The sequence below is a fragment of the Bulleidia extructa W1219 genome (assembly GCF_000177375.1).
Taxonomy (GTDB): Bacteria; Bacillota_I; Bacilli_A; order Erysipelotrichales; family Erysipelotrichaceae; genus Bulleidia; species Bulleidia extructa.
This window is the reverse complement of sequence record NZ_ADFR01000003.1, coordinates 181,985-205,243: the sequence shown is the minus strand read 5'-3', so window position 1 is coordinate 205,243 and position 23,259 is coordinate 181,985. Positions and strand designations below refer to the sequence as shown.

Sequence of the window (23,259 nt, the reverse complement as noted above, 5' to 3'; positions counted from 1 at the left end):
TTTCGGCACGTCCATCTAAATTTAACCAATAACGCTTTTGATTTTCTTCATACCAGCCTGTTCTAGCATGACCGTTTTCATCAAAAAAATAGGTTTTACCATTCATCGAGATCATAGTTCTAGCATTAACAACTGTTATCAAGCTTGTCATTAAAAGAAATTTTATGGTTAAAAATTGTATTTTTTTCATGTCTACTCCCATACCCACTATTTTATTCTACTAATCAATGATTTTCTTGATTCCTCATTTCTTTTTCTTTCCAAAACAAGAATATTCTCTATATTTTTTGTCTGCGGAAACATATCCACCCCTTGACTGACGGTTATGCTGTAATGACTTTTTAAAATTTGAATATCCCTTGCTTGCGTATTTGGATCACAAGAAATATAAACAATCTTCGGAATCTTCAATTGATCTAAATAGGTCATAAAACATGGTCCCATCCCACTTCTTGGAGGATCTAAAAATAAGACATCTGCTTGAATCCTATATCGAGGAATCACCTCTTCCACCCTTCCTTGCAAAAATTGTACATTTTGAATCTGATTCACCTTTTTATTTTCATTGGCATCAAAAACCGCTTGTGGATTCAGCTCAATACCAATCACCGATTGAACATGTCTAGCCAATAATAAGGAAATCGTCCCCGTCCCTGAGCAGGCATCTACCACTTTCATTTCTTTCTTTAAGTTAGCCAGTTCAATAGCTCTTTGATACAAACGATAAGCCTGTTTCGGATTCACTTGATAAAAAGAATGTGAAGAAATGCGAAAAGAAAGACCATCTATTTTATCCATCAAATAGCCTTTTCCATACACCACTCTTTCTTGTTCTCCTAAGACAATCGAAGTCTTTCGGAAATTGTAGTTTAAAATCACCGTTTCAATTTCAGGATGTTTTTCAAGCAAAATCTTGACCAATTTTTTAGAGCCCGGAAATTTCTTTTCTCCTAAAACAAGTACCATCATCACTTTTTCATCTTTAGAAGAAATACGAAGATACACATGACGTAAAAGACCCTTTCTTCGATCTTCTTGATAAACGGATAAATGAAAATCATTAGCCAATTCACATAACGTCCTTAAAATCTCATTCCCTTTTTTATGTTGAATAAGACAATCCATGGAATTCACTAAACGATGATTATGGTAACCATACAAACCTAAGAAGATACCTTGGGCATTTTTTCCAAATGTCGCATAAATTTTATGACGGTAGTGATCCGGGTTTTTATCTTTTAACATTGGTAAAACTGTTTCTTTTGGGAACAATCTTTCTAAAACGGCTTGTTTCCAACGAATTTGGTTGGCATAAGGTTGTTCCAACATCGAACATCCTCCACAACGCCGATACACTCGACACTGCATCTTAATGCCACTCCAATAAACTTTTTAAAACACAAGCCCCTGTTTTTTCTAACACGGAAGCTGATTGGTGACCCTGAGCAATCAAATAGATACGATCAATCCCTATAGCTTTCGCCACTTCATAATCATGATCTGTATCACCCAAATAGGTGCAATCTTCCGGATTAATTTGATTATTTTCCATCCAACTCATAGCTCGTTGTACCTTGGAGTGTGCTAAATTATCTTGAATACCAATGACTTCTTCAAAGAAAGAATCAATATTTAAATGTTTCACTTGTTTATCCAATTCACTTTGTTGCGTAGCGGAAAGAATCACTTGGCGATAGCCTTCTTTTTGAAATTGTTTTACTCTATCTTGGAAACCTAGACACAAATCCATCTGTTGATACCCTTGATCAAATCGTTTTTGAAATTCATAAGAAATCTGTTCATAGGATACTTTTGTCAAATCATATCCCATTTTTTGATAGTAATGAATCACTGGAAAACAAAAATTTTCCTGATAAATTTCTTTTGTGATAAAAGGAACTTGTAAGTTCCAATCTTTCACCATTTGATTTTCAATATCAATGCATAATTGAACATCATCAATAATTGTTCCATTAAAGTCCCATATCATGGTTTTCATGTGTTTATTGTACTAAAAAGAAAAAGAAAGTGAATGTTTCACTTTCTAACTTTCCTGTATCAACTCTTCTCCGATTTCATAGACATTGCCCGCTCCAACAGTCAAACAAAGATCCCCTTCTTGTAATTGTTTCTTTAAGTAATCCTTAATTTCCACAAAACTTCCTAAGCTAACCGCATTCCCTTTTAATTCATTGATCCGCTTAGCCAATAGGTCTGAAGAAATACTTCCATCATCTATTTCTCTGGCCGCATAGATGGGAGCCAAAACCACTTGATCCACTTGACTGAGTACTTCCGCAAATTCTTCAAACAAAAACTTAGTACGACTATAGGTATGTGGTTGGAAAACCATGATCAAACGTTGATGCGGATAATCCTTCGCCATATTCAAAGTAGCTTGTATTTCTTGTGGATGATGAGCGTAATCATCCACTATTTCTGCCCCTTGATAAAAGCCCTTCTTTTCAAAACGACGATCAGCTCCTTCAAACTCCTTAAGTCCCTGTTGAATAGCTTCAAATGGAACTCCGAAGGAAATCGCCACTCCGATAGCCGCTAAAGCATTCGTTATATTGTGCTTTCCACCTGTTGGTAATTCAATGGATCCTAATCGTTCACTCCTCATCCAAACTTCAAACTGATTTCCACCATGACGTAAATGTTGGATATTTTTAGCGCATAAGTCACCTTTATTCAAACCAAATTGAATCACTTGACCATGATACCCTTCTACTATTTCTTCCACATGATCTATTTGAGAATGAATGATGAGTGCTCCTTCAGAAGAAGTGTTTAACACGAACTGATGAAAAGAATTCCGAATATCTTGAAGATCTTTAAAGAAATCCAAATGGTCTTCTTCAATATTTAAAATAATTGAAGCTAATGGTCTTAGTGCTAAAAAGGAATTGGTATATTCACAAGCTTCTGCCAAAAAAGCTTCACTATGACCAATCCGAACATTCCCATGAATTTTTTTGAAATGAGCTCCAATGGAAATAGTCGGATCTAATTCAGCCGCCAAAAAAATATAACTCAACATAGCTGTGGTGGTGGTTTTCCCATGTGTTCCGGCAATAGCGATGGAGTTATGATAATGTTCCATCACTTCTGCTAATAAATCTTTTCGATTCATTAAAGGAATATTTAATTTCATCGCTTGTTGATATTCCGGATTATCAGGATGAATCGCCGCTGTATAAACCACCAATTTATACTTATTAGTGATATTTTCCGCTTTTTGACCAATCAAAATTGTAGCTCCCTCTTTTTCTAACAGTTCGGTATTTGCTGAAACATGAGCATCAGAACCGGCTACTTTAAAACCTCGATCCATTAAAATATGGGCTAGACCGGACATAGAAACACCCCCAATTCCAATGAAATAAACCGATGTTGGTTGATCAAATTGAATTTTCATGATAGAACACCTCTTTTTCTTTATTAGTTTAACACAATTGAGTAAAAGGATTCATGAGGACATTGGCTCATCTTTCTTTCAAATCAATCCAATACCGTTGTTCCAAATGATCGTCCACCACGATCTCATTTTCCAAAACACCACCATTTTTTACAATGGATTTTGCAGAACCGATATTATCTTTACGACAACACATTAAAACTCTCTCAATACCCAATTTTCGACATTCTTGTAGTGCTAAACCTATCATCGCTGTCGCATAACCCTTTCTTCTTTCACTTGGTCGAATCCCATCTCCAATATGACCGCTTGTTTTTAACAATTCCTCATTCAAATAATGTCGGATATTCACAGCCCCAACCAAAATATTTCGTTCAAGATCCAAACAGAAAAAAGTGGTTGTCGGCACTCGATTCTCTTTTTCACCTTCTTTATAGTCTAAATGTTCGACATAATAGTCAAAATCATGATCATCATTTCTAAAGATAGCCCAAGGAGAATGATTGGTATGATTTTTTTCAATATCCTCTCGCCATTCTTGAAGCATATCTTCTAACTGTTTTTGATATTGTTTATCTAGCTTTATTAATTGAATATTCATACACTACTCCTTTCTCTATACAATAATAGATTTTAATACCACACCTCAAATACCTTACTTTTACAATCGATATCTTTTGCAAAAAAACTTTTATTCGGTGTATTGAAAATACCGGATCCAAAAAGAAATACCGGCTAAAGTAAGAGCCATGCCTAACCCTGTATAAAAGACTGCAATAAACTCTATTGAAACCATTTTAGAAGTGCGTAACCAAATACCACCACTCATCATAACAATCATCATCACGTAGTCTTTAACACCAAAGAAATACCAAAACGGTTTTACCGGATCCTCATACTGTTGAATGCGTTTTAAGTGTTTCAAACTGATCTTATAAAACATGGTTCCAAAAGCCGCAAAGACAACCAAAGATAAAAGAAAGTATAAAAGAGAAATCGTATTCAAAAGGATATAAGAAACAATACCCATCCTGGATACATTGATTCCTGCTATGATCCAAACCATCCCTGCCAAGGCTAAAAGAGATCTTTTTTTAACATGATATAAGGATCTATTTTTCATAAAGCTCCTTTTCTTTCGTGATAAACACCGATAACTGATATATGATTTTAAGCTGTTTCTTTTGTGTTTTTAAGCGATATAAACAGTAACACAATACCCAGCGCTGTCAAAATATGCCCTATTCCGGATATGCCCGAAATAACTGCGTTCATTTTAGAAGATACTGCCACGTCAAGAACTTCCAGAATTCCACGAACTACCATCATCATAACAGTTAAAGGAACACCCGTGTTATAAATCAACATAAAAGAATGAAATGTTTTGTTTTGATGGATATGTCCATCCTCAACAAACAAAGCCACTAATAAAAACATGACCATCCCTAACAAAAATAAATGAGTGTGTACTTTTCCAAGAGAAGTTGTACCAACAAAATGATTCCACTTAGTAAATTCTCGATAAAAAACACCTCCAATCATTGCGACTACAGCATAAAACAAAGCGTAATTCAAATGTTTTTTCATTTCAATTCTCCTTTCATAGCACTATATCCAATCAATACCGTCCATACATAAGCACAAGTCTTTGGAATCATAAGCATTCCAATCAGCGGAAAATGATCCGCCCATAAAACAACAGGAATGTAAAATACAAAACTTAAAACAATCGTCAACCATAGATATCGAAAAGCCGAGTCGTTTTGTTGCTGAGAACTTCGATAAAAAAGAATAATCATCCAAATTCCCAACAACGAAAATGGAATATTGCGATAAATACCCCAAGATAAAGGTGGGTTAGCTTTTAACCAAGCATTTTGCGGAAATAGGCAAAGTACAATACGCATCATTGCTAAAGTCCATATCCCCATCGTGACATTTATTTTGCCTTGGATAGAATAGCGTTCTCTCCAAACATAATAAAGAATCACATAAAATATCGTCATCGTAATAGACGTTATTAACTTACCAATTCCAAGAAAGACAGTATAATTCTCTAAACCCGTGGTACACACAGCAATAGCTCTTGGAATCAAATGAAAAGCATCTCCGAATCCTAAAGTGACTGTCATAACTCCATATAGGAAAAATTGTCGATTCCCTTTATTTCCTAGAAGCATTTTCACACCTATAACAATAACGGTGCATAGATAAACAACATCAAAAATCATTTCAACCATTGATTGCATCCTCTCGATCTCCTCTTCATATATATGAACAATGTTCAAATTAAGTTCTAAACAAACCCGCCTATTGACGGGTTGTATTGAAAACTTAATATAAGGTTCGTTTCATCACTTCCAAAAGCAACTGACAACTCTTCTTTTTTTGTACCAAAAGGCAAATAAGATTCGCCAAGACAAAGTCCACAAAATCTTCTTCTGAAAAATTTGTAGAAAAGACATCTTTGTGGATTGAATGATCCATCCGAATAAAAACCAACATTCGCTCTTTTAATTTCTCCAAGTATTGCCTCATTGTGTCATAGGCCTCCCCTCGATTTTTAGCAGAAAAACTGATGGAATGAATGGTAAAGAAATTCGGATACTTTTGGATGCCCTTTTGGACATGATAAAATGTTTTTTTCATGTAGGCCAAAAAAGAAATTTCTTGACACTGAATATCCTGAAAACGAAAAATATCTTCCCAGACACTTTCAATTGCCGCAATCAGCAAGTCATTTTTGGAAGGGAAATAATAATACAAGGCTCCCAATGCAACATCACAATCTTTCGCTACAGCCCGCATATTCAAGGAAGAAATCCCTTTTTCGGAAATCAGTTTTCTACAAGCTTTTAAAATTGCCTCTCTTGAAGTAACACTTGTATTCACAATCAACCCCCTTATTTGAACAATGTTCATTTTATTATAGAAATTGGATAGTGAAAATGTCAAGAAATGATTTTAGATTTTTAAAACCTTTTTTTCTTAGATGATTTCATACTAAATGGTGATTTTTTTAAATAAACCATCTATCCGCTGATCACTTTGAACTTCGTATTGCCGTTTAATAGCCACTGTTTCTTTCTTGGCTTTCAAACACTTTTCAGTTTGTCTTAATTCTTCTAAAACCTCTTCTGCACTTGCTTGACCACTTTTTTTAGTTTCATAACAAAGGCAGTCAAATTGCCAACAAAGTCTTGTTTTTTTAATTTGATATATTTCAATAATTTTAAAACATTTCATTTCACGAGAGAAACGACGTCGAATATCGACCGTGTAATACAAATCATGGTCAATCAAATATAGTTCTTGTTTTCCAAACAACCGCTCAGCCTGACCACTGATGAGCTTTGAAATCAAGCGTTCAACTAACCCCAAAATAAATATGGCCAACACTGATAAAAGCAACATAGATATAACATGAAATTGAAATACCCATAACAAAGGGACAATCATCACTGCCATCACTATAACAGCTCCTAAAATAGGGATTGCTTCTCTTAATAATATAACTATGAAATTAATCATGCCTTTTCTGAACTGATCATATCCACCGATCTTATCTTTTCTCATATCCATTGACTCATCACCATATTCTTATCTATTTATACCATCGATCTTCTTCATTTCTTCTTCACTCATACCAAGCCACTTCTCGATCCACATTCCAACATGATCCGAAAGTACTGAATCGCACACGTATTCTGTTTCACCATCTGGATACCGACATGAAAACAGTGGTTCTCTACTAGCTGATTGATAAAATTTCTTGGCGAAATCAACGAATTGATTCGGGTTAAAAGGAAGCGATAGTTGCTTGGCGATGGCACCACGAATTTCATCCCAGTCCTTTTTTTGTTTCCGATAATCTTCTCGCATTTTAGCGACATATCTTAAACAATACATTTTCAATAATTCTTCTTTCTCATAGAGTGGTCGACAACTAAAATCAGAAATACAACCGGCATGAATCAAAAAAGTCAATAGTTCATCTAAGCTTTCTGCAATTCTTCCTACTTCACCTTCACTTCCGATAAAACCTATACTGCCATCTTCAAGAAAGACATATTCACTTCCACTACCATCTTGTGCAAAAGCTTGGTAAGCCAATGAATAGATTTCATGATTCTTTGAAAATTGAATTTCTTGGGTTTGATGGTAAAAATAAATATCACATTCTCGGCTCAACAAACTGTTCAATGACTTATTTTCACGGATGTATCCTAGTAAATCCATTCTATTTTCCTTCTTTCATCTTGCGTATCCATTATAACAAAAAGGTCTTTCTATTTCAGAAGACCTTCACTAAATTATTGAATTGAAGCTTGATAAATTGATTCAGCCGATTTCGCCAATAAAGCCTCAAACTCTTCATCCGATTGTTGAGCGGATAAACCTTCCACTAACGCTCTGGAGAAAGAAGCAATCAAGCCGTGATTACGAGCTAATTTTTCATTCGCCACTTCACGAGAATAGCCACCCGACAAAGCCACCACACGAACAACATGTTGATCCTTCATCAATTCCTCATAATCATTATCCACTTCTGGAATGGTGAGTTTAAACATCACTCGAACATCTTCATTCAATTGAGCCAATTCCGCTTTTAACGCCTTCTTCAAGTATGCTTCCGCTTTAGCTTTATCCGGACAATGAATATCTACTTCCGGCTCAATGATTGGAACCAAACCATAAGAAGCCACTTTCTTAGCCACTTCAAACTGTTGTGCAACAACCGCTTGAATTCCCTTTTCATTCGCTTCTTTGATAACGGAACGTTCTTTGGTACCAAAGATATGATGTTGAACCGCTCTTTCCAATAATTCATCCAACGTAGGCATCGGTTTCATCAATTGAACCCCATCCTTTAATTCCGCCAAACCTTTATCAATCTTCAAGAAAGGAACAATCCCTTTATTCTCCCATAAATAATCAGCTGTATACTTACCACTCACTTTTCTTTCCATGGTCATTTCAAACAAGATTGCTCCAATGATTTTTTCACTTGAAAAAGCGGATGAAGTCATGATTCTTGTTCGCATTTGATGAACTAAATCAAACATTTCTTCTTCATTGTGCCAAGCTTCTTCACTTAATCCATACGCTTTTAAGGCTTTTGGCGTACTTCCACCACTTTGATCCAGTGCCGCAATAAATCCTTGACCGGATGACATTCTTTTTAACATTTCTGTATTCATGAATCCCTTTTCAGAGTACCAGCTCCTACTACCTTTCTACCTTAGTTATATACCACTAACCAAAAAATTCAAGTGGTTCCATCATCAATTCCATCCATCGAGTTTTTAAAAGGCATGAGTCATCTCATTTTCATTCTCGCTTTTTGCCATAAAGTCTAAAAATTAAAAGTTTCCAAAATTCTTTTTACTTTTAAAACGCATCAGCCTTCCTTTTAGACCTTCCACTATCTAACATTCTGAATATCCGAAATTTGTTATACAATATTCTCATGGAAAAAATCCAATTGATTGCCTGTGACTTAGATGGTACTTTATTACAAAATGGTGCCCAAGAGATAGATCCTATCATCTTTACACAAATCAAAAGGCTCCAACAAAAAGGCATCTTATTTATGGCAGCCTCAGGTAGAGAATACACCAACTTAAGAAGATTATTTGAGCCGGTTAAGGACGATATTGCTTATCTTTGTTTAAATGGTTGTCTAACAGTCTATCATAACCAATGTGTTTCTAAAGAAAATATGGATACGACAGTGGCTAAAAAACTGATCCAGATATTAACGAAAGATACAGAAGCTGAGGTGCTCGTATCGGGAGAAAAAACCAGCTATATTTGCCCCAAAGATATCAATTATCTGATTCATATCCGAGATGTTGTCAAAAACAATGTTACCTTGGTGAAGAATTTATTGTGTTTACCTGAATCATATAGCAAAATTTCGGGATATTTTAAAGATGGTGTCGTCGGTCATTTTGACAGCTATAAAAAACTGTTTAGCGATGAAATCACCGTTCAAATTGGTGGCAAGCAATGGCTGGATTTTATGCCAAAGGGCATCCATAAAGGGGCCGGTTTTGTTCAATTATTAAAATCATTACATATAGATATACGCAATACCGTTATGTTTGGTGATAACGATAATGATCGGCAAATCCTTCAAGCCAGTCAATATGGTATTGCCATGGCTAATTCAAAGCAGGAAATTCGTGATTTATGTGCCTATCAGGTTGTACGGGTTACCGATGGTTTACAAGCTATTTTAGAGGGACGTTCTCTTCAAACACTAAAAAAATGAGGTTCACCTCATTTTTGATTTACTCTTCAATCAGGACATGGAATACAAGATCCTTTGATACGGTCCTCATAGAAAGAACATTTTAAATTTTATCATCTTGTCATTTCGATCAATTTTTTGACAAAATCATTACTTGGATGGTTCCATACTTCTTCTGTTGTTCCAAATTGTTGAGCTTTTCCTTCATCCATGACCAAAATATGAGTTCCCATTTTGAAAGCTTCATAAATATCATGGGTGATAAAGATAATGGTACAATTCGTTTGTTGATGGATTTCTTTCAAATCCTTTTGAAGTTGGTACCTTGTGATTGAATCCACCGCCCCAAAAGGTTCATCCATTAAGAGTATAAAAGGAGAATTGGCATACGCTCTTGCTATACCGACACGCTGTTGCTGACCACCTGATAATTCATCAGGATATTTTCCTTTAATATCTAACGGTAAGCCCACAAGATTTAACATTTTATCTATTATCTCATGGACCTTTTTTTCTTCTTTCTTTTCCAGTCTTGGAACATACCCTATATTTTCCGAAACCGTCATGTGAGGAAACAACCCATTTCCTTGAATGGCATAGCCAATTTTTCTTCTAAGTGAAATAATATCCTCCTTCAGAATGTTTTTTCCTGAAATCATTATTTCTCCTTCATCAGGTTTCAAAAGTCCGTTAATCATTTTTAAAAGTGTGGTTTTCCCAGAACCGGATGTTCCTACGATACAAATAAAATCTCCCTCATGGATGCTTAGATTAAAATTTCGAATGACCCATGTTCCATGATAGGATTTGCCGATATTTTTATATTCTATTATTTTACTCATTTTATTTCCTCACAAGTCCTTTTTCTCTTAAGAATTTTCTGGCTACATCTCTCGGATTTTCTTTACCGATTTCAACCTTTTTATTCAAAAAAGCCATGGTTTTTTCATCAATCAAGCCCTTTAATTTTTCTAACACCGCATTTAACTCCGGATGTTTTCTGAGTATTTCTTCTCGTACAACCATGCCTGCTTTATATTTCGGATAAAACCCAAGATCGTCTTCAAGGACTACGATTCTTGGATCTGAAATTTGACCGTCTGTTGTAAATACTGTCATAACATCAATTTTTCTATCATATAATGCCTGATATTTCAGACCATTATCCATATCGATTGCCTTTTTAAATTTTAATTGATACGCCTTTGTAAGCGCCTTATACCCATCTTCTCTTCCAAAGAAATCATATTCCGCTCCGAAGGTAAACTCCTTAGCATACTTGACCAAATCCGAGAATGTCTTAATATGATATTTTTTGGCCAAATCTGCCCTAATCCCTAAACTATAAGTATTATTAAATCCAACCATTCCTTTCCACGTCAACCGATATTTATTTCGATATTCTTGGTCAAGTACATCAAAATTTTCATCTTTATAGGGGTTTGTTTTCTTTAACACGATTTGCCAAGAAGTTCCCGTATATTCGGGATACATATCAAAATCCCCTTTAACAATTGCCGGATGAATATTGGCTGTCCCACCACCAACACCATGTGTTATCTTCACCTTTAACTTAGTGTCATTCTTAATTAATTCGCTAACCAATTCAGCCAATATATATCCCTCTGATGTTGGCTTTGAAGCAATATGAATGGTATCAGATTTACCGTTTTGATAAAGTCCAAAACTAAATAAACTCATTAGAATGATTAGTCCTGATATCAAGGCTGTTTTTTTATTGGCTAATTTTTTTAATTGATGACTTGAAACCAATTTTCCAAATAAACTTAAAACACCATCTACCGTTAGTGCCAATATAGCAATCAACACACTCCCTATTAAAATTAACACTTCATTGTTTGTGGTAATTCCTCTATAAATAGCCACGCCCAAGCCACCTGCTCCAACAAATGAAGCAATACCGGCTAAAGCAATCGTCATCGTAACCATATTCATAATGGATGAAAATATGACCGGAAATGCCAAGGGAAGTTTAATTTTATACAATATTTGAAATTCCTTACTACCCATAGCTCTACTTGCTTCAATGATTTTAGGATCAATCGTCGTTATCCCTACATAAGTACTTCTAACAATGGGTAATAATGCGTATATGGTAAGGGCAATGATAGCTGTGGTATTCCCTATCCCCGTCAAAGAAATCAAAAAACCTAAAAGGGCTATTGATGGAATCGTATACGCTATATTGACTACAGATATAACATAACCCGCCATCTTGGGTTTTTGAGAAATGAAAATGCCAATAGATAATCCTACTACTATGGCAATCACCACTGCTGTAAATGTGATCATGATATGCTCTGTCAATAAATTTAGATAAAACGATGAGTTGCTTGATATCTCTTCAAAAATTTTATTAATCATCTTCTTCCTCCGAATTTGAAATTATTTTCCTCAACATACTTTTAATTGAAAAACCTTTATAGAAAATCTCACCCATTTTATCTACTTCATGACTTTTCATTTTATCCGGTCGATGCGGTAAAGGATGAGTAACAATTCCTATATCTAAAGAAATGTTTGTACTACTAAAATCATCTTTTTTCCATAAAGAGTATAAAATTCCACCTTGTTTTCCATTAAATTCAATAAGATCACAGTTAGAAAACCATGGATTTAATTTTTTGCCATTCAATAATTTTACCTTATCGACCAAGCATCCACCTTCTACTTTCATTTCTTTATCTCTAGTTTCCATATAGAACTATTTTTTACAACATTACTGTATAAAACTATTATCGCCAACAGAAAATTAGTCAAGTGATTTGCTATTACCTCATAAAAGCTCTGCAAACTGGTTATAGATGTTTTAAAACTTGTTTTATTCCCTTTTTATCCTTTAAAAGTCAAGAAAAGAGGCTATTATCATAGCACAAATAAAAAGTGAACCTGTACAGATTCACTTCAAAATGATTTTGATCGACATGAAACAACTCATCTATCAACCCTATGATTATTTCAGCTAAGAAAAATATCCTTTTATAACTTCCAACTGACCGCTTGACTTCTTTCTTGAATAAATCGTTGATAGATTCCCTCTTCTTGCATCAAAGACTCATGCGTCCCATCTTGAACAATACGACCATGATCCAACACAAGAATTCGATCAGCATGACGAACTGTTTTCAAACGATGAGCAATCATAATAATGGTCTTATTCCGTGTCAATTCTTGAATGGCTTGAACTAAAGATTGTTCGTTTTCCGGATCCACGTTTGCTGTGGCTTCATCTAAAATAATGATCGGGGCATCCTTTAACATGGCTCTAGCAATCGAGATGCGTTGCTTTTCCCCACCAGATAAAGAAGATCCTCCTTCTCCGATGATAGTATCATACCCATTTGGTAAAGACATGATAAACTCATGACAACAAGCACTCTTTGCCGCCTCTATAACTTTGTCCATGGATACTTCCGGTCGACCAAAGCGAATATTATTCGCAATTGTATCATTAAATAAATACACATTTTGGAACACAAAACTAAAATTCTTCATGAGGCTATCCAAGTTATACTCTTTGATATTTCGATCTCCTAATAAAATTTCTCCTTCTTGTACATCCCAAAAGCGAGCCATCAAATGACATAATGTTGTTTTTCCTGATCCGGATGGTCCGACAATAGCCGTGGTTGTTTTTTCTTTTATTTTCACATTCATATCCTGAATCAGATGTTCATTTTGGTAGGAGAAAGTAACGTGTTTTAATTCGATCGAATGATGTTTAGGTATTATTTCTTCCCCATCGATATCCATTTTAGGCATTTTTAAAATTTCACTGGCTTGATCGACACAATTCTCAATCACCCTTAATAAAGCTGAATAATTACCGGATGTATCTAATTGTTCATAAATCATAAAAGAAGAAATTAACATCACTAACGTTGTGGAAAGTTCCATGGAACCGTTTAAATAAAACCAGATTGAAAACATTGACATGAAAACGCCAATCCATTTAATCCAAAGACTTTGAATCCCCAAAAATGGAATCAAGGAAAACTCCATCTTCGTATTCACCTGAACATTTTCAACAATCAGGCGATGCAATTCTTTGGCTTGCTTACCAACCAATTGAAACTGCTTGACTTCTGCCATTCCTTGAATCTGTTCTAAAACCTGACTAACCAGCTGGGAAGTATTTTCCACTTTTGCTTTGGAAATAGCTCGTGAACTAAGATTCATTCTATAATTGACTAAAATATATAGACTAAAACCGATCACCAATACCAACCCAATCCGCCAATCAAAGATCCAGATCGCTATTGTAATCCAAGCTGTATTCAATAAACCGCTGGTCACCAACATAATAACTCTTGTAGCCACTTCTCCTAAGGCTTCCATAGTATTCGTAGTGACTGAAGTAATTTCACCTAAACTTTTTTGATTAAAAAATCCCATTGGAAAATAACGAAGATGTTCCGCTATTTCAATGCGCTTATCACAAGCGACCCCATAGCCTCCTTGAGTTTGTAACATGGTACTCTTAGCCCGAATCAAAACCGAACCAATCGTACCAATCCCCAAAATAAGAGACACTTTTAGAATTAAATTCATATCAATGTTTTGTTGAACAATGCCTTGTAAAGAAAGCGCAATCGCTCCAATTTTAAAAGATTCAAAGAAAGACACTAACACACCCAATAGAATTGAAACATGAAATCTTTTGCGATTTTCTTCATCACTAAAAGCAAAGAATTTACGAATGATAGCAATCATTTCTTCACCTCCATTCCTTCATCTTTAACAGAGATGTGAGCTTGCCACATGGATTTATATAATGGACAATTCGCTATCAAGTCCTCATGTTTTCCTTGTGCAATCAAATTCCCTTTTTCAATGACACAAATTTGGTCAGCATTTTGAATCGTAGATAGACGATGAGCAATCACAATCAAGGTTTTTCCCTTTACCAATTGAGCAACCGATTGCTGAATCAATGCCTCATTTTCCGGATCTGTATAAGCAGTCGCTTCATCTAAAATCACGATAGGGGTGTTTGCCATCATAGCCCTAGCAATCGCAATTCTTTGTCTTTCACCACCGGATAAATGACCCCCGGCATCACCCACAATGGTGTCATATCCATTTTCCAATTGAGTAATAAACTCATGACAACCACTTTCTTTTGCAATCTGTTCTACTTCTTCATCGCTGGCTTCCGGTTTCCCCATCCGAATGTTTTCACGGATCGTTTGATTAAATAGATAATTATCTTGAGATACAAAACTAACCAACCGATAATACTCTTTTAATGGGATATCTTGTGCTTTCACAGAACCAATCGAAATCGTTCCTTCTTTCACATCCCATAAGGCCGCAATTAATTTTGCTATAGTCGATTTACCCGAACCGCTAGGGCCTACCAAAGCTGTTAATGTACCCTGTGGAATATCCAGATGAATACCATGCAACACTTCCTCTTCTTGATAAGAAAAATGGACATTTTGCAAATGAATATCATAGTGATCAATCTTTTTCTCCAAGCTGTCCGCATGATTTTGAATAGGGTTTTCTAATACATCCACCACCTCATTTACAATGGTCCGAATACGAGCCATGTCATCCATATAACTCATTGAAATAATCAAAGGAGTCAATAAGCCTATGGATAAAAGAATGATTAAAATAAAATGGAAAGTACTTAAAGAACCGTTCATCATAAACCATAAACCAAACGGCAAAACAAACAACAAGGTATTAGGAGCAACCGTTACAGCAATGCTTTGTTTATAGCGGTGTTTATTCATCCAATCCACATAACAAGAAGCCCCCTCTTTCGCTGCTATAACAAATTTTTCATACGAAGTCTTCGACTTACCAAAAGCCTTGATCACTTCAATACCATGGATATATTCCACAGCGGTATCATTGAGAGTTTTGGTTTTATCAAGGGTATTTTTATAATCCTTTTCATAACCAATCATCATCGTCATCAAAGCAATTAATCCAATTGGTAATGGTATCAAAGCAATGAGTGCCATCCGCCAATCCAAATAAAATAAATAGATAACAATAATCAATGGCACCACCATATTTCCACTCACCTCTGGCACAATATGAGCCAATGTCGTTTCAATGGAGTCAATTCTTTCTACCATGATATTCTTTAATGTCCCTGAGGCGTAATTTTGTACCCGTCCCAACTCCATTTTCGATAAATGAAGACTCATAGCTTCCCGCATATTTCCCAAAACTTGGAAGGTGGCTTTATGGGAAAAAGAAGTCGATATCTTCTTAGCCAAAATGCTTACCAACCAAAGCATCGCTATTTCTAATCCCTCTTGAAAATAAACCGTCCAATCTGTTTGATGGGATAATAATTGTTGAATCATTCGGGCTATCCACCAAAATGGTAAAACGGAAAACGCCACTCCAATAAAAGATAATACAATAGAAATAATATAAGAAGATCGATATTTCCCAGCAAACTCATAAATCCAAGAAACAGTGGATTTTTCTTTATTCTTCATAATTCTCCTTTCTTAGTTTGTTATGACTAACCAACTGGATTGTATACCCTTCTTCTTTTTGAATCAAGAAAAAAAGAGATTTTCATCTCTTTAAAATTTCTCTTATTTATTTCTTTTTTTAGGAAGAATAAAATTTAATAAGATACCGACAACCGCCGATAAAGCCGTTCCACTTAAGGTCACTAATCCACCAATAGGCAAGATGGCACCACCAATACCGATGACTAACATAGCTGAAGCAATAATCAGATTTCTTTGTTCACCAAAATCCACTTGATGATCAATCAAAACTCGCAATCCATTAGAAGCAATCACTCCATAAAGAAGAATGGACATCCCTCCTAAAACAGGATTTGGAATCGTTTGAATCAGTGCCGACACCAATGGAAACATGGATAATACAATCGCTATACAAGCCGCTCCAATCGTCACATAGATAGAAGCTACTTTGGTCATACCAATGACCCCTGTATTTTCCCCATAGGTCGTATTGGCCGGACCACCCAATAAAGCTGAAACGGATGTGGCAATACCGTCTCCCATTAAGGTTTTGTCCAAACCGGGATCTTTTAAGAAATTTTTACCGACAATTTTAGAAAGAACGGTATGATCTCCAATATGCTCTGAAATTGTTACGAGAACAACCGGTAAAATAGCAATCGTTTCCGGTCCAAAGTAGAAATGCCACTGTTCGAAATGACCCAGCTTAAATGGTAATAAAAATTCCGGTAAAGCAACCCATCGACCGGATTGAATGACTTGTTGGATTGGTGTGAAATCCACAATTCCAAAACAAATCGCTACCACATAGCCGATAATGATTCCACATAAGAAAGGAATAATCTTAAAGAATCCCTTCGCTTTGGTTGAAATCAAAGCGGTTACTACAAAAGTGATAAAAGCAACCGCCATTGCTCTAGGATCTCCTTTTTGTACTAAGCCGGCATTACTGATGGCTGAAGAAGCTAATCCCAATCCAATCACTGCAATCATAGGACCAATCACAATTGGTGGCAATAACTTATCCACCCACTTTTTACCAATTACTTTGATGATCAAACCGACGCATACATAAATGAGACCGACTAAAAACAGTCCTGAAAGAGCCGCGTCCTTAGCACCACCCATAGCTTTAATTGCAATTTGAACAGCCGCAATATAAGCAAAACTACTTCCCAAATAAACCGGCACTTTGAATTGTGTTATAAAGGAATAAATAATCGTTCCAAGACCCGAAGCAAATAACGCCACCGAAACCGGAAAACCGGTTAAAATAGGCACTAAAATCGTTGCCCCAAACATCGCAAAAACGTGTTGGAAACTTAAGAAAAACCATTTTGACACTTCCGGCTTATCTCGCACATCCAAGATCATCTCATTATTTTCTTTCATCTTTCCTCCTTTTTGGCCCTAAAAAAAGTGGCCCTATTCAGGCCACTATAAATGACATTCTTTTCATTTTCCTTACTGACCTCTCGTGTCAATTTAAAGGACCCACCAGTACTTTACCAGATTTTAGCTTGTTTGACTAGTCAGAAAAAAATTTTTAAGGATAACTTCTACTTTTTTCTTTTATAACCGATCCAATTCCTTTAGCCAAAGTTGAGCGTCAACATCACTTGGCATACGCCAATCACCTCTTGGTGATAAAGAAATCGTGCCAACCTTCGGCCCGTCCGGCAAACAAGAGCGCTTAAATTGTTGACTGAAAAACCGTGTTAAGAATCTTCTTAAAGCAATCTTGATTTCCTTTTTACTTTGTGTCGGATAGGCTAATAAAGCCAAAACCAGCATTTTTTTAACACCACTTCCAAAACGAATGATATGGTATAAGAAGAAATCATTCAAATCATACTTACCAATGGTTTCTTCTGTTTTTTGTACTATTTCCCCATCTTTATTTGGTGTTAATTCCGGTGATATAGGAGTATTCACAATTTTATACAACACATCGGTCAAAGCTTTATTTTCACTTTCCAATGCGTAGGATTCACATAGATATTTTACTAAGGTCTTTGGAATTGAACTATTAACACCATACATGGACATGTGATCTCCATTATACGTACACCAACCCAAAGCTAATTCGGAAAGATCTCCCGTCCCAATCACCAGACCATTTTCTTGATTCGCTATATCCATCAATAAATACGTCCTCATTCTGGCCTGTGCATTTTCGTATGTCGTATCTTTCTTGCCTTGATAACCATCCGGATGACCAATCGCTTTTAAGTGTTCTTGAACCATTGCCTGAATAGGAATCTCTCTTATCTCAATAGACAAAGCATTCATCAAAGCCAAAGCATTTTGATAAGTATCGTTTGTGGTATTACCGGCTGATGGCATGGTGACTCCAATAATTCTTAAATCAGGATATAATTTTTTGGTTTCATGCAATACCAACAAAGCCAAAGTACTATCCAAGCCACCTGAAATCCCGATGACGGCCGTCTTTAAACCCGTTGACCGATAGCGCTGATATAAACCGCGGGATTGGATTTGTAAGATGGCATGACTTCTAGCCAAACGTTCTTCCAACTCTGTTGGAACAAATGGAAGTGGATCTATTTCATAGTGATTTTCTCGTAAGAAAGAAACCAGTTCCTCTACTGTTTGTTCTGTTTGCTTAAAATCCACCGGAATAGAGCGATAAATGCGCTTATTGTCAAAAGTATTTTGACTGCGACGGCTTGCTTGGATTTGTTCTATATCGACAATACCTTCTAAAATAGTTCTCTTGGTTGGCCAAATAGATTCTTTTAACAAATGACCAAGACTGGCAATGATACAATGACCCGAAAAAACAAGATCGGTACTACTTTCCCCCAACCCGCTTGAAGCATAAATATAGGCACAATTTCCAACAGCACTTTGTTGAAGAACTAAATTACGGCGATACTCCTCTTTTCCAATTATTTCATTGGAAGCGGATAAGTTTACAACCACATTCGCCCCATTGTCTACTAAAGCATTGGAAGGACGATTGGTGACCCAAAGATCTTCACAAATTTCACAACCGATCTTGATGTCTTCGTATGCCAATAAATACTTTGTCCCAAAGGCTACTTCCTCTTTCCCGATTTGGATCAAATCCCAATCGATCCAACGACCACTATCAAACCAACGACCTTCATAGAATTCATGATAATTTGGTAAAAAGCTTTTGGGAACCACTAGTCGATACTGCCCATTTTGAATAAAGACAGCGGTATTATACAAACGGTTTTTTTGTACCAAAGGAGCTCCGACCACCACTAACTGATGAGGATAACCTCGGCTAACACTCTTTAATTCCTGCAATCCATTCACCACTTCTTGTAATAAACTATCTTGATAAAATAAATCTCCCAAGCTATATCCTGTTAAACTAAGTTCCGGAAAGACAACTATTTTAGCATCGGTTTCTGCCAAAGACTGTTTTATTTGGATCACATTTTCCATCACATTTCCCAAAACTGTTTCTAAAGAAACACTGGCTACTTTGATAAAAGGATTTTTCATAAAACCTCCTGTAATACCGCTAAAGAAAAAGGCAACACCTTTTCCAATTCCTCTTTATAACTATCCATATCTTGAAGCCAAAAACGTATCTGACTTGATGAAACCGTCCTTGACCAACCAGGGCTAACAATCACTTGCACATAAGGCATTAATTTCATCAAGAAAGGATGCTTTTTAACTTCTTCCAACACCTTTTTTTCTCTTTCCAAACAAACAATACCAAATTCTTTGGCAATATTTTCTCCATACAACCAAGTACTTTCCATTTTTAGAAATTGATCATCCCCCATCAACAAAGCGCAATCATATCCCTCTTTTTTCATCGCTTGAAGACTTTGATACGTGCGAGGTTGACTCTCTTGATCTAAATCATAATGAGATACTTTCATCCAAGGACGACTTTCTTGGCATTTTTTAAGCAAGTATAGCCGCTGTTTTTCACTTAAGGCATAATTTTTTTGTTCATCTTTTTCAATATAATGACTTTGACTTGGTAAGAAAATGACACATTCCCTTCCTGTTTTTTCTAAAGCTAACTGCGCCAATTCCACATGAGCTCTGGTAACAGGATTAAAAGCACCACCAAATAAGAGAGCTTTCATTTTCCTGTTTCCTTATATAGTTTTTCATATAGGTCAGATCTCAACTTCGCCAATTTCGGACTTAGATCCACATAATGACGATGTGGCAATTCCGTTCTCAATTCAGACTCCCAAACGCGATATTGAAGTTGTTCACGAATGTATTCTTTCTTAGCTCGAATATCAGGTAAATCAATCACAATTTCACCATTAATCATATGAGGCACGAGAATTCTTTCCACATGGAATGGAACGATACGAATCATCGGTTCAATGGCATCTGGATCTAAATTCACCAATTCAATTTCTTTTCCATTTTCAAAAACTTCATCGTCTAAAGCAATGATGTCACATTGCCCTTTTCCTTCTTCATCAAAGACCCGCCAAGCCATAAGTTTACCCGGAATGATGGCCTTAGAAGCTGAATCGGAAAATTTCATTTTTGGTGTATAGGTTCCATCTAGATTCTTAATAGCGACTAACTTATAGACACCGCCAAAGACCGGATCAGTAGCGGAAGTAATGAGTTTTTCACCCACTCCATAAGCATCAAACTTCGCTCCTTCATATAATTCCATATTGGACATTTTCTTTTCATCCAACGAATTTGAAGCCACCAATTTAATATAACTTTTACCTACTGCATCCAAGGCCTTTCTTAATTTCTTATATCCACGAGCCAAATCTCCCGAATCAATCCGGGCAGATTTCACACGCTTATTAGGATCATCAGGATATTTTGCTATCATCGCATCGTCTAATTTAATTAAGTTTGGTAGTCCGGAATTGAAAATACTATACGTATCTAACAACAAAGAAACATTCTCCGGATAGGTTTCTGCATAAGCTTCAAAAGCTTCATATTCGCTAGCAAAAAATTCTACATAAGAATGAGCAATCGTTCCTACCGCCGGTACATCGGATCCATACTTCATTTCAGCTAAGCAATTAGCTGTTCCAATACAGCCTCCCAACATGGCCGCATACGCCCCATCATTACCAGCTGATTCTCCTTGCGCTCTTCGGGTTCCAAACTCCATGACATTACGTTCATGATTCGTACTTAGACCGGTAATCTTGGTGGCTTTGGTTGTAATTAGACTATGAAAATTCATTGTTTGCAATAAATAAGTTTCAATCAGAATCGCTCCCACCATATCACATTCAATCCGCACCATTGGAACTTGTGGATAACAAACCGTTCCTTCTCTTAACATATGAACGTTGCCCTTCCAACGATAGGTTTTTAAATACTCACAAAATTCTGGACTCATTCCTTTGTAAAGAAGCCAACGAATATCCCGATCATTGAAATGATAGTTTTTTAAAAAGCGTAATAATTTATGTTGACCAGCTGAAATCGCATAGCCTAAGTCATCCGGATTATCCCTAAAGAACATATCAAAAACCATGATGGTATCTTTATAACCATGTAAAAATAATGAATTGGCCATTGAAAATTCATAAAAATCCGTTACCATCGCCGGATTATCATAATCTTCGTCCGGAATATACACATCCACCTGAATATTGCTCATACCAAGAACTCCTTTATCTCCACCTGATTCATTTTTAATACATCTAAACTCTCTTGTTTCATCAATGGACTGGTTGCACTAGTCGCATTTTCATAAACTCTTACTATAATTTCCGGTAAAGCCGCCTTCACCAATAACGCATTGCTGACCACACAAATATCTGTACAAATACCAATAATATCTACTTCATCCGGTTGACTTTTCTTTAAGGCTTCCACTAAATCCAAACTTCCAAATTGTCCTTTTTCAATCCTGACAAAAGCCTTCTTTTTTAATTCCTTCTCAATAGAGGTTTCCAATTGCCAACCGGGGCTATCTTTCACACAATGCACAACCGGTAACTGTTGACCCTCATGGCTTGATAGATAATGTTCATCATGGGTGTCCATGGTCACATAAATTTCATCATACGGTTGTTGAATAATATGTCTTGCTGTTTCTAAAATTTCAAGTGCTTCTTTCGTTCCTAAACTACCGGATATAAAATCCACTTGCATGTCCACCACAACCAAACAACGTTTCATTTCAAGTTCCTCCCCCATTTTGTTAATGGATTATATTGGTATAACTTCACTCTTCTTCCTCTTTGGAGTTCAAAGTGATGAATATCTGTCACATACTTACGCATATCTCTTCGAAAATTCGGCGTATCGACTTTTTTATTCAAAACGGCTTCATAGGCTAATTGAGCTGCTTTCAAACTAAATTTTGGTGGTAATAAATGAAAGAGAAGTCCATCACTCATTACCCGATCTTGCAAATAATCCATCGCTCGATTAATGGCTTTATAATGATCACCAGCTAATTTTGTTTCTGTTAATAAAGTGGAATTGGTTTGAATATAGTTTTCTTTTACCTTATCGCAAATTTCATAACGAATAGAAATAGAATCATGTTCTAAAATTAAAGTAGAAATTCGTTTCTGATCGTCTACCGTCTTAACTTCCTTGCGAATATCAAACCAAGTCGCATTCAAAGCATCGTCATTAGCCATTGTTAATGGAATCGAAGATGGTGGCACCATCGTTAGATAAACCGTTGTAATAATTCTGGTTCGCGGATCCCGATCGACTTTGGAAAAGGTATACAATTGTTCAAAGTAGATATTTTCAAATAAAGAAGTTTCTTCTTGCAACTCTCTTAATGCTGCATCATCTAAATCCTCATCAATATTCATAAAACCACCCGGCATCGCCCAATCATGAATAAAGGGATGATTTCTTCTTTGAATCAAAAGAACCTTCAGTTTTCCCTGATCCACGGTAAAAACCAGACAATCGGCTGTCTGACTTGCTTTCTCATAATGAGAACTATCGTATTTCTGAAGAAATTCTTCTAAGCTTTCTCCTTGCTCATTTAATATCTTTTTCATAGTCATTTTGACTATTAAATAATACCTCATTCGCTAAAATAGTCAATCTTTATGCAAATAGAAATCTATTTTCCCTACTTACAAATTCTAATAAGCCATTAA

Annotated in this window: 24 protein-coding genes; 1 reads left to right on the top strand and 23 read right to left on the bottom strand. The window is 36.0% G+C overall.

Going from position 1 to position 23,259, the window contains the following annotated elements; genetic code table 11:
- The 12 genes from HMPREF9013_RS03455 to HMPREF9013_RS03400 all read right to left on the bottom strand — a co-directional run.
- On the bottom strand, positions 1 to 190 hold a 190-nt coding region (locus HMPREF9013_RS03455; protein WP_006626990.1), incomplete at its 3' end, for a hypothetical protein.
- A 17-nt stretch (positions 191 to 207) separates the two neighbouring features.
- Positions 208 to 1,368 carry a 23S rRNA (uracil(1939)-C(5))-methyltransferase RlmD gene (rlmD, locus tag HMPREF9013_RS03450; protein ID WP_006626989.1) on the bottom strand — a complete coding sequence of 387 codons (1,161 nt, stop codon included), beginning with the start codon at positions 1,366 to 1,368 and terminating at the stop codon, positions 208 to 210.
- 1 nt (position 1,369) lies between these two features.
- Positions 1,370 to 1,999 carry an HAD family hydrolase gene (locus HMPREF9013_RS03445; RefSeq protein ID WP_006626988.1) on the bottom strand — a complete coding sequence of 210 codons (630 nt, stop codon included), beginning with the start codon at positions 1,997 to 1,999 and terminating at the stop codon, positions 1,370 to 1,372.
- 45 nt (positions 2,000 to 2,044) lie between these two features.
- Positions 2,045 to 3,421, bottom strand: a complete 1,377-nt coding sequence (gene murC, locus HMPREF9013_RS03440) for a UDP-N-acetylmuramate--L-alanine ligase (protein WP_006626987.1) — start codon at positions 3,419 to 3,421, stop codon at positions 2,045 to 2,047.
- Between the two features lie 67 nt (positions 3,422 to 3,488).
- Positions 3,489 to 4,022 carry a GNAT family N-acetyltransferase gene (locus HMPREF9013_RS03435; RefSeq protein ID WP_006626986.1) on the bottom strand — a complete coding sequence of 178 codons (534 nt, stop codon included), beginning with the start codon at positions 4,020 to 4,022 and terminating at the stop codon, positions 3,489 to 3,491.
- A 90-nt stretch (positions 4,023 to 4,112) separates the two neighbouring features.
- Entirely contained in the window at positions 4,113 to 4,544 is a 432-nt protein-coding gene (locus tag HMPREF9013_RS07605; RefSeq protein WP_006626985.1) for a hypothetical protein, read from the bottom strand.
- A 47-nt stretch (positions 4,545 to 4,591) separates the two neighbouring features.
- Positions 4,592 to 5,008, bottom strand: a complete 417-nt coding sequence (locus HMPREF9013_RS03425; RefSeq protein ID WP_006626984.1) for a DUF2871 domain-containing protein — start codon at positions 5,006 to 5,008, stop codon at positions 4,592 to 4,594.
- The gene (locus HMPREF9013_RS03420; RefSeq protein WP_006626983.1) at positions 5,005 to 5,670 is read right to left on the bottom strand and encodes a hypothetical protein; all 666 of its coding nucleotides are present in this window, start codon (positions 5,668 to 5,670) and stop codon (positions 5,005 to 5,007) included. Before HMPREF9013_RS03420 ends, HMPREF9013_RS03425 begins: the two co-directional genes overlap by 4 nt.
- 85 nt (positions 5,671 to 5,755) lie before the next feature.
- Entirely contained in the window at positions 5,756 to 6,313 is a 558-nt protein-coding gene (locus tag HMPREF9013_RS03415) for a TetR/AcrR family transcriptional regulator (protein WP_006626982.1), read from the bottom strand.
- A gap of 111 nt (positions 6,314 to 6,424) precedes the next feature.
- Positions 6,425 to 6,997: a hypothetical protein gene (locus tag HMPREF9013_RS03410; protein WP_006626981.1), complete on the bottom strand. Its 573-nt coding sequence runs from the start codon at positions 6,995 to 6,997 to the stop codon at positions 6,425 to 6,427.
- A gap of 24 nt (positions 6,998 to 7,021) precedes the next feature.
- Complete coding sequence (locus tag HMPREF9013_RS03405; RefSeq protein WP_006626980.1) at positions 7,022 to 7,660, bottom strand: hypothetical protein; 639 nt, start codon at positions 7,658 to 7,660, stop codon at positions 7,022 to 7,024.
- A 74-nt stretch (positions 7,661 to 7,734) separates the two neighbouring features.
- Positions 7,735 to 8,622 carry a fructose bisphosphate aldolase gene (locus HMPREF9013_RS03400; protein ID WP_006626979.1) on the bottom strand — a complete coding sequence of 296 codons (888 nt, stop codon included), beginning with the start codon at positions 8,620 to 8,622 and terminating at the stop codon, positions 7,735 to 7,737.
- A gap of 269 nt (positions 8,623 to 8,891) precedes the next feature.
- Between HMPREF9013_RS03400 and HMPREF9013_RS03395 the strand changes: the two genes are divergently transcribed.
- Complete coding sequence (locus HMPREF9013_RS03395; RefSeq protein WP_006626978.1) at positions 8,892 to 9,698, top strand: Cof-type HAD-IIB family hydrolase; 807 nt, start codon at positions 8,892 to 8,894, stop codon at positions 9,696 to 9,698.
- A gap of 92 nt (positions 9,699 to 9,790) precedes the next feature.
- On the opposite strand, the gene HMPREF9013_RS03390 is transcribed toward HMPREF9013_RS03395, so the two are convergent.
- From HMPREF9013_RS03390 to HMPREF9013_RS03340, 11 genes are all read right to left on the bottom strand, one after another.
- Positions 9,791 to 10,519, bottom strand: a complete 729-nt coding sequence (locus tag HMPREF9013_RS03390) for an ATP-binding cassette domain-containing protein (protein WP_006626977.1) — start codon at positions 10,517 to 10,519, stop codon at positions 9,791 to 9,793.
- Between the two features lies 1 nt (position 10,520).
- Positions 10,521 to 12,062 (bottom strand): ABC transporter permease/substrate-binding protein, encoded by a 1,542-nt coding sequence (locus HMPREF9013_RS03385; protein WP_006626976.1) that lies wholly within the window; start codon positions 12,060 to 12,062, stop codon positions 10,521 to 10,523.
- Entirely contained in the window at positions 12,055 to 12,396 is a 342-nt protein-coding gene (locus HMPREF9013_RS07200; protein WP_050772078.1) for a hypothetical protein, read from the bottom strand. The genes HMPREF9013_RS03385 and HMPREF9013_RS07200 overlap by 8 nt, the downstream gene beginning before the upstream one ends.
- 281 nt (positions 12,397 to 12,677) lie before the next feature.
- The gene (locus HMPREF9013_RS03375) at positions 12,678 to 14,411 is read right to left on the bottom strand and encodes an ABC transporter ATP-binding protein (RefSeq protein ID WP_006626974.1); all 1,734 of its coding nucleotides are present in this window, start codon (positions 14,409 to 14,411) and stop codon (positions 12,678 to 12,680) included.
- On the bottom strand, positions 14,408 to 16,165 hold the full coding sequence (locus tag HMPREF9013_RS03370; RefSeq protein ID WP_006626973.1) for an ABC transporter ATP-binding protein: 1,758 nt from the start codon (positions 16,163 to 16,165) through the stop codon (positions 14,408 to 14,410). Before HMPREF9013_RS03370 ends, HMPREF9013_RS03375 begins: the two co-directional genes overlap by 4 nt.
- Positions 16,166 to 16,267: 102 nt before the next feature.
- Positions 16,268 to 17,557 (bottom strand): uracil-xanthine permease family protein, encoded by a 1,290-nt coding sequence (locus HMPREF9013_RS03365; protein WP_006626972.1) that lies wholly within the window; start codon positions 17,555 to 17,557, stop codon positions 16,268 to 16,270.
- A gap of 180 nt (positions 17,558 to 17,737) precedes the next feature.
- Positions 17,738 to 19,666, bottom strand: coding sequence for an NAD(+) synthase (locus HMPREF9013_RS03360; RefSeq protein WP_006626971.1), 1,929 nt, complete (start codon positions 19,664 to 19,666; stop codon positions 17,738 to 17,740).
- Entirely contained in the window at positions 19,663 to 20,268 is a 606-nt protein-coding gene (locus tag HMPREF9013_RS03355; protein ID WP_006626970.1) for a nucleotidyl transferase family protein, read from the bottom strand. Before HMPREF9013_RS03355 ends, HMPREF9013_RS03360 begins: the two co-directional genes overlap by 4 nt.
- A complete protein-coding gene (locus HMPREF9013_RS03350; RefSeq protein ID WP_006626969.1) occupies positions 20,265 to 21,785 on the bottom strand; it encodes a nicotinate phosphoribosyltransferase in 1,521 nt (506 codons plus the stop codon). The genes HMPREF9013_RS03355 and HMPREF9013_RS03350 overlap by 4 nt, the downstream gene beginning before the upstream one ends.
- The gene (locus HMPREF9013_RS03345) at positions 21,782 to 22,309 is read right to left on the bottom strand and encodes a cysteine hydrolase family protein (protein ID WP_006626968.1); all 528 of its coding nucleotides are present in this window, start codon (positions 22,307 to 22,309) and stop codon (positions 21,782 to 21,784) included. The genes HMPREF9013_RS03350 and HMPREF9013_RS03345 overlap by 4 nt, the downstream gene beginning before the upstream one ends.
- Positions 22,306 to 23,157: an NUDIX hydrolase gene (locus tag HMPREF9013_RS03340; protein ID WP_156780630.1), complete on the bottom strand. Its 852-nt coding sequence runs from the start codon at positions 23,155 to 23,157 to the stop codon at positions 22,306 to 22,308. The genes HMPREF9013_RS03345 and HMPREF9013_RS03340 overlap by 4 nt, the downstream gene beginning before the upstream one ends.
- Positions 23,158 to 23,259 lie beyond the last annotated feature (102 nt).

What these genes read in the sequence shown, in the direction of transcription:
- rlmD (WP_006626989.1), bottom strand. Translation starts at nt 1,368, where the DNA reads ATGCAGTGTCGAGTGTATCGGCGTTGTGGAGGATGTTCGATGTTGGAA.
- HMPREF9013_RS03445 (WP_006626988.1), bottom strand. Translation starts at nt 1,999, where the DNA reads ATGAAAACCATGATATGGGACTTTAATGGAACAATTATTGATGATGTT.
- murC (WP_006626987.1), bottom strand. Translation starts at nt 3,421, where the DNA reads ATGAAAATTCAATTTGATCAACCAACATCGGTTTATTTCATTGGAATT.
- HMPREF9013_RS03435 (WP_006626986.1), bottom strand. Translation starts at nt 4,022, where the DNA reads ATGAATATTCAATTAATAAAGCTAGATAAACAATATCAAAAACAGTTA.
- HMPREF9013_RS07605 (WP_006626985.1), bottom strand. Translation starts at nt 4,544, where the DNA reads ATGAAAAATAGATCCTTATATCATGTTAAAAAAAGATCTCTTTTAGCC.
- HMPREF9013_RS03425 (WP_006626984.1), bottom strand. Translation starts at nt 5,008, where the DNA reads ATGAAAAAACATTTGAATTACGCTTTGTTTTATGCTGTAGTCGCAATG.
- HMPREF9013_RS03420 (WP_006626983.1), bottom strand. Translation starts at nt 5,670, where the DNA reads ATGCAATCAATGGTTGAAATGATTTTTGATGTTGTTTATCTATGCACC.
- HMPREF9013_RS03410 (WP_006626981.1), bottom strand. Translation starts at nt 6,997, where the DNA reads ATGAGAAAAGATAAGATCGGTGGATATGATCAGTTCAGAAAAGGCATG.
- HMPREF9013_RS03405 (WP_006626980.1), bottom strand. Translation starts at nt 7,660, where the DNA reads ATGGATTTACTAGGATACATCCGTGAAAATAAGTCATTGAACAGTTTG.
- HMPREF9013_RS03400 (WP_006626979.1), bottom strand. Translation starts at nt 8,622, where the DNA reads ATGAATACAGAAATGTTAAAAAGAATGTCATCCGGTCAAGGATTTATT.
- HMPREF9013_RS03395 (WP_006626978.1), top strand. Translation starts at nt 8,892, where the DNA reads ATGGAAAAAATCCAATTGATTGCCTGTGACTTAGATGGTACTTTATTA.
- HMPREF9013_RS03390 (WP_006626977.1), bottom strand. Translation starts at nt 10,519, where the DNA reads ATGAGTAAAATAATAGAATATAAAAATATCGGCAAATCCTATCATGGA.
- HMPREF9013_RS03385 (WP_006626976.1), bottom strand. Translation starts at nt 12,062, where the DNA reads ATGATTAATAAAATTTTTGAAGAGATATCAAGCAACTCATCGTTTTAT.
- HMPREF9013_RS07200 (WP_050772078.1), bottom strand. Translation starts at nt 12,396, where the DNA reads ATGGAAACTAGAGATAAAGAAATGAAAGTAGAAGGTGGATGCTTGGTC.
- HMPREF9013_RS03375 (WP_006626974.1), bottom strand. Translation starts at nt 14,411, where the DNA reads ATGATTGCTATCATTCGTAAATTCTTTGCTTTTAGTGATGAAGAAAAT.
- HMPREF9013_RS03370 (WP_006626973.1), bottom strand. Translation starts at nt 16,165, where the DNA reads ATGAAGAATAAAGAAAAATCCACTGTTTCTTGGATTTATGAGTTTGCT.
- HMPREF9013_RS03365 (WP_006626972.1), bottom strand. Translation starts at nt 17,557, where the DNA reads ATGAAAGAAAATAATGAGATGATCTTGGATGTGCGAGATAAGCCGGAA.
- HMPREF9013_RS03360 (WP_006626971.1), bottom strand. Translation starts at nt 19,666, where the DNA reads ATGAAAAATCCTTTTATCAAAGTAGCCAGTGTTTCTTTAGAAACAGTT.
- HMPREF9013_RS03355 (WP_006626970.1), bottom strand. Translation starts at nt 20,268, where the DNA reads ATGAAAGCTCTCTTATTTGGTGGTGCTTTTAATCCTGTTACCAGAGCT.
- HMPREF9013_RS03350 (WP_006626969.1), bottom strand. Translation starts at nt 21,785, where the DNA reads ATGAGCAATATTCAGGTGGATGTGTATATTCCGGACGAAGATTATGAT.
- HMPREF9013_RS03345 (WP_006626968.1), bottom strand. Translation starts at nt 22,309, where the DNA reads ATGAAACGTTGTTTGGTTGTGGTGGACATGCAAGTGGATTTTATATCC.
- HMPREF9013_RS03340 (WP_156780630.1), bottom strand. Translation starts at nt 23,157, where the DNA reads ATGAAAAAGATATTAAATGAGCAAGGAGAAAGCTTAGAAGAATTTCTT.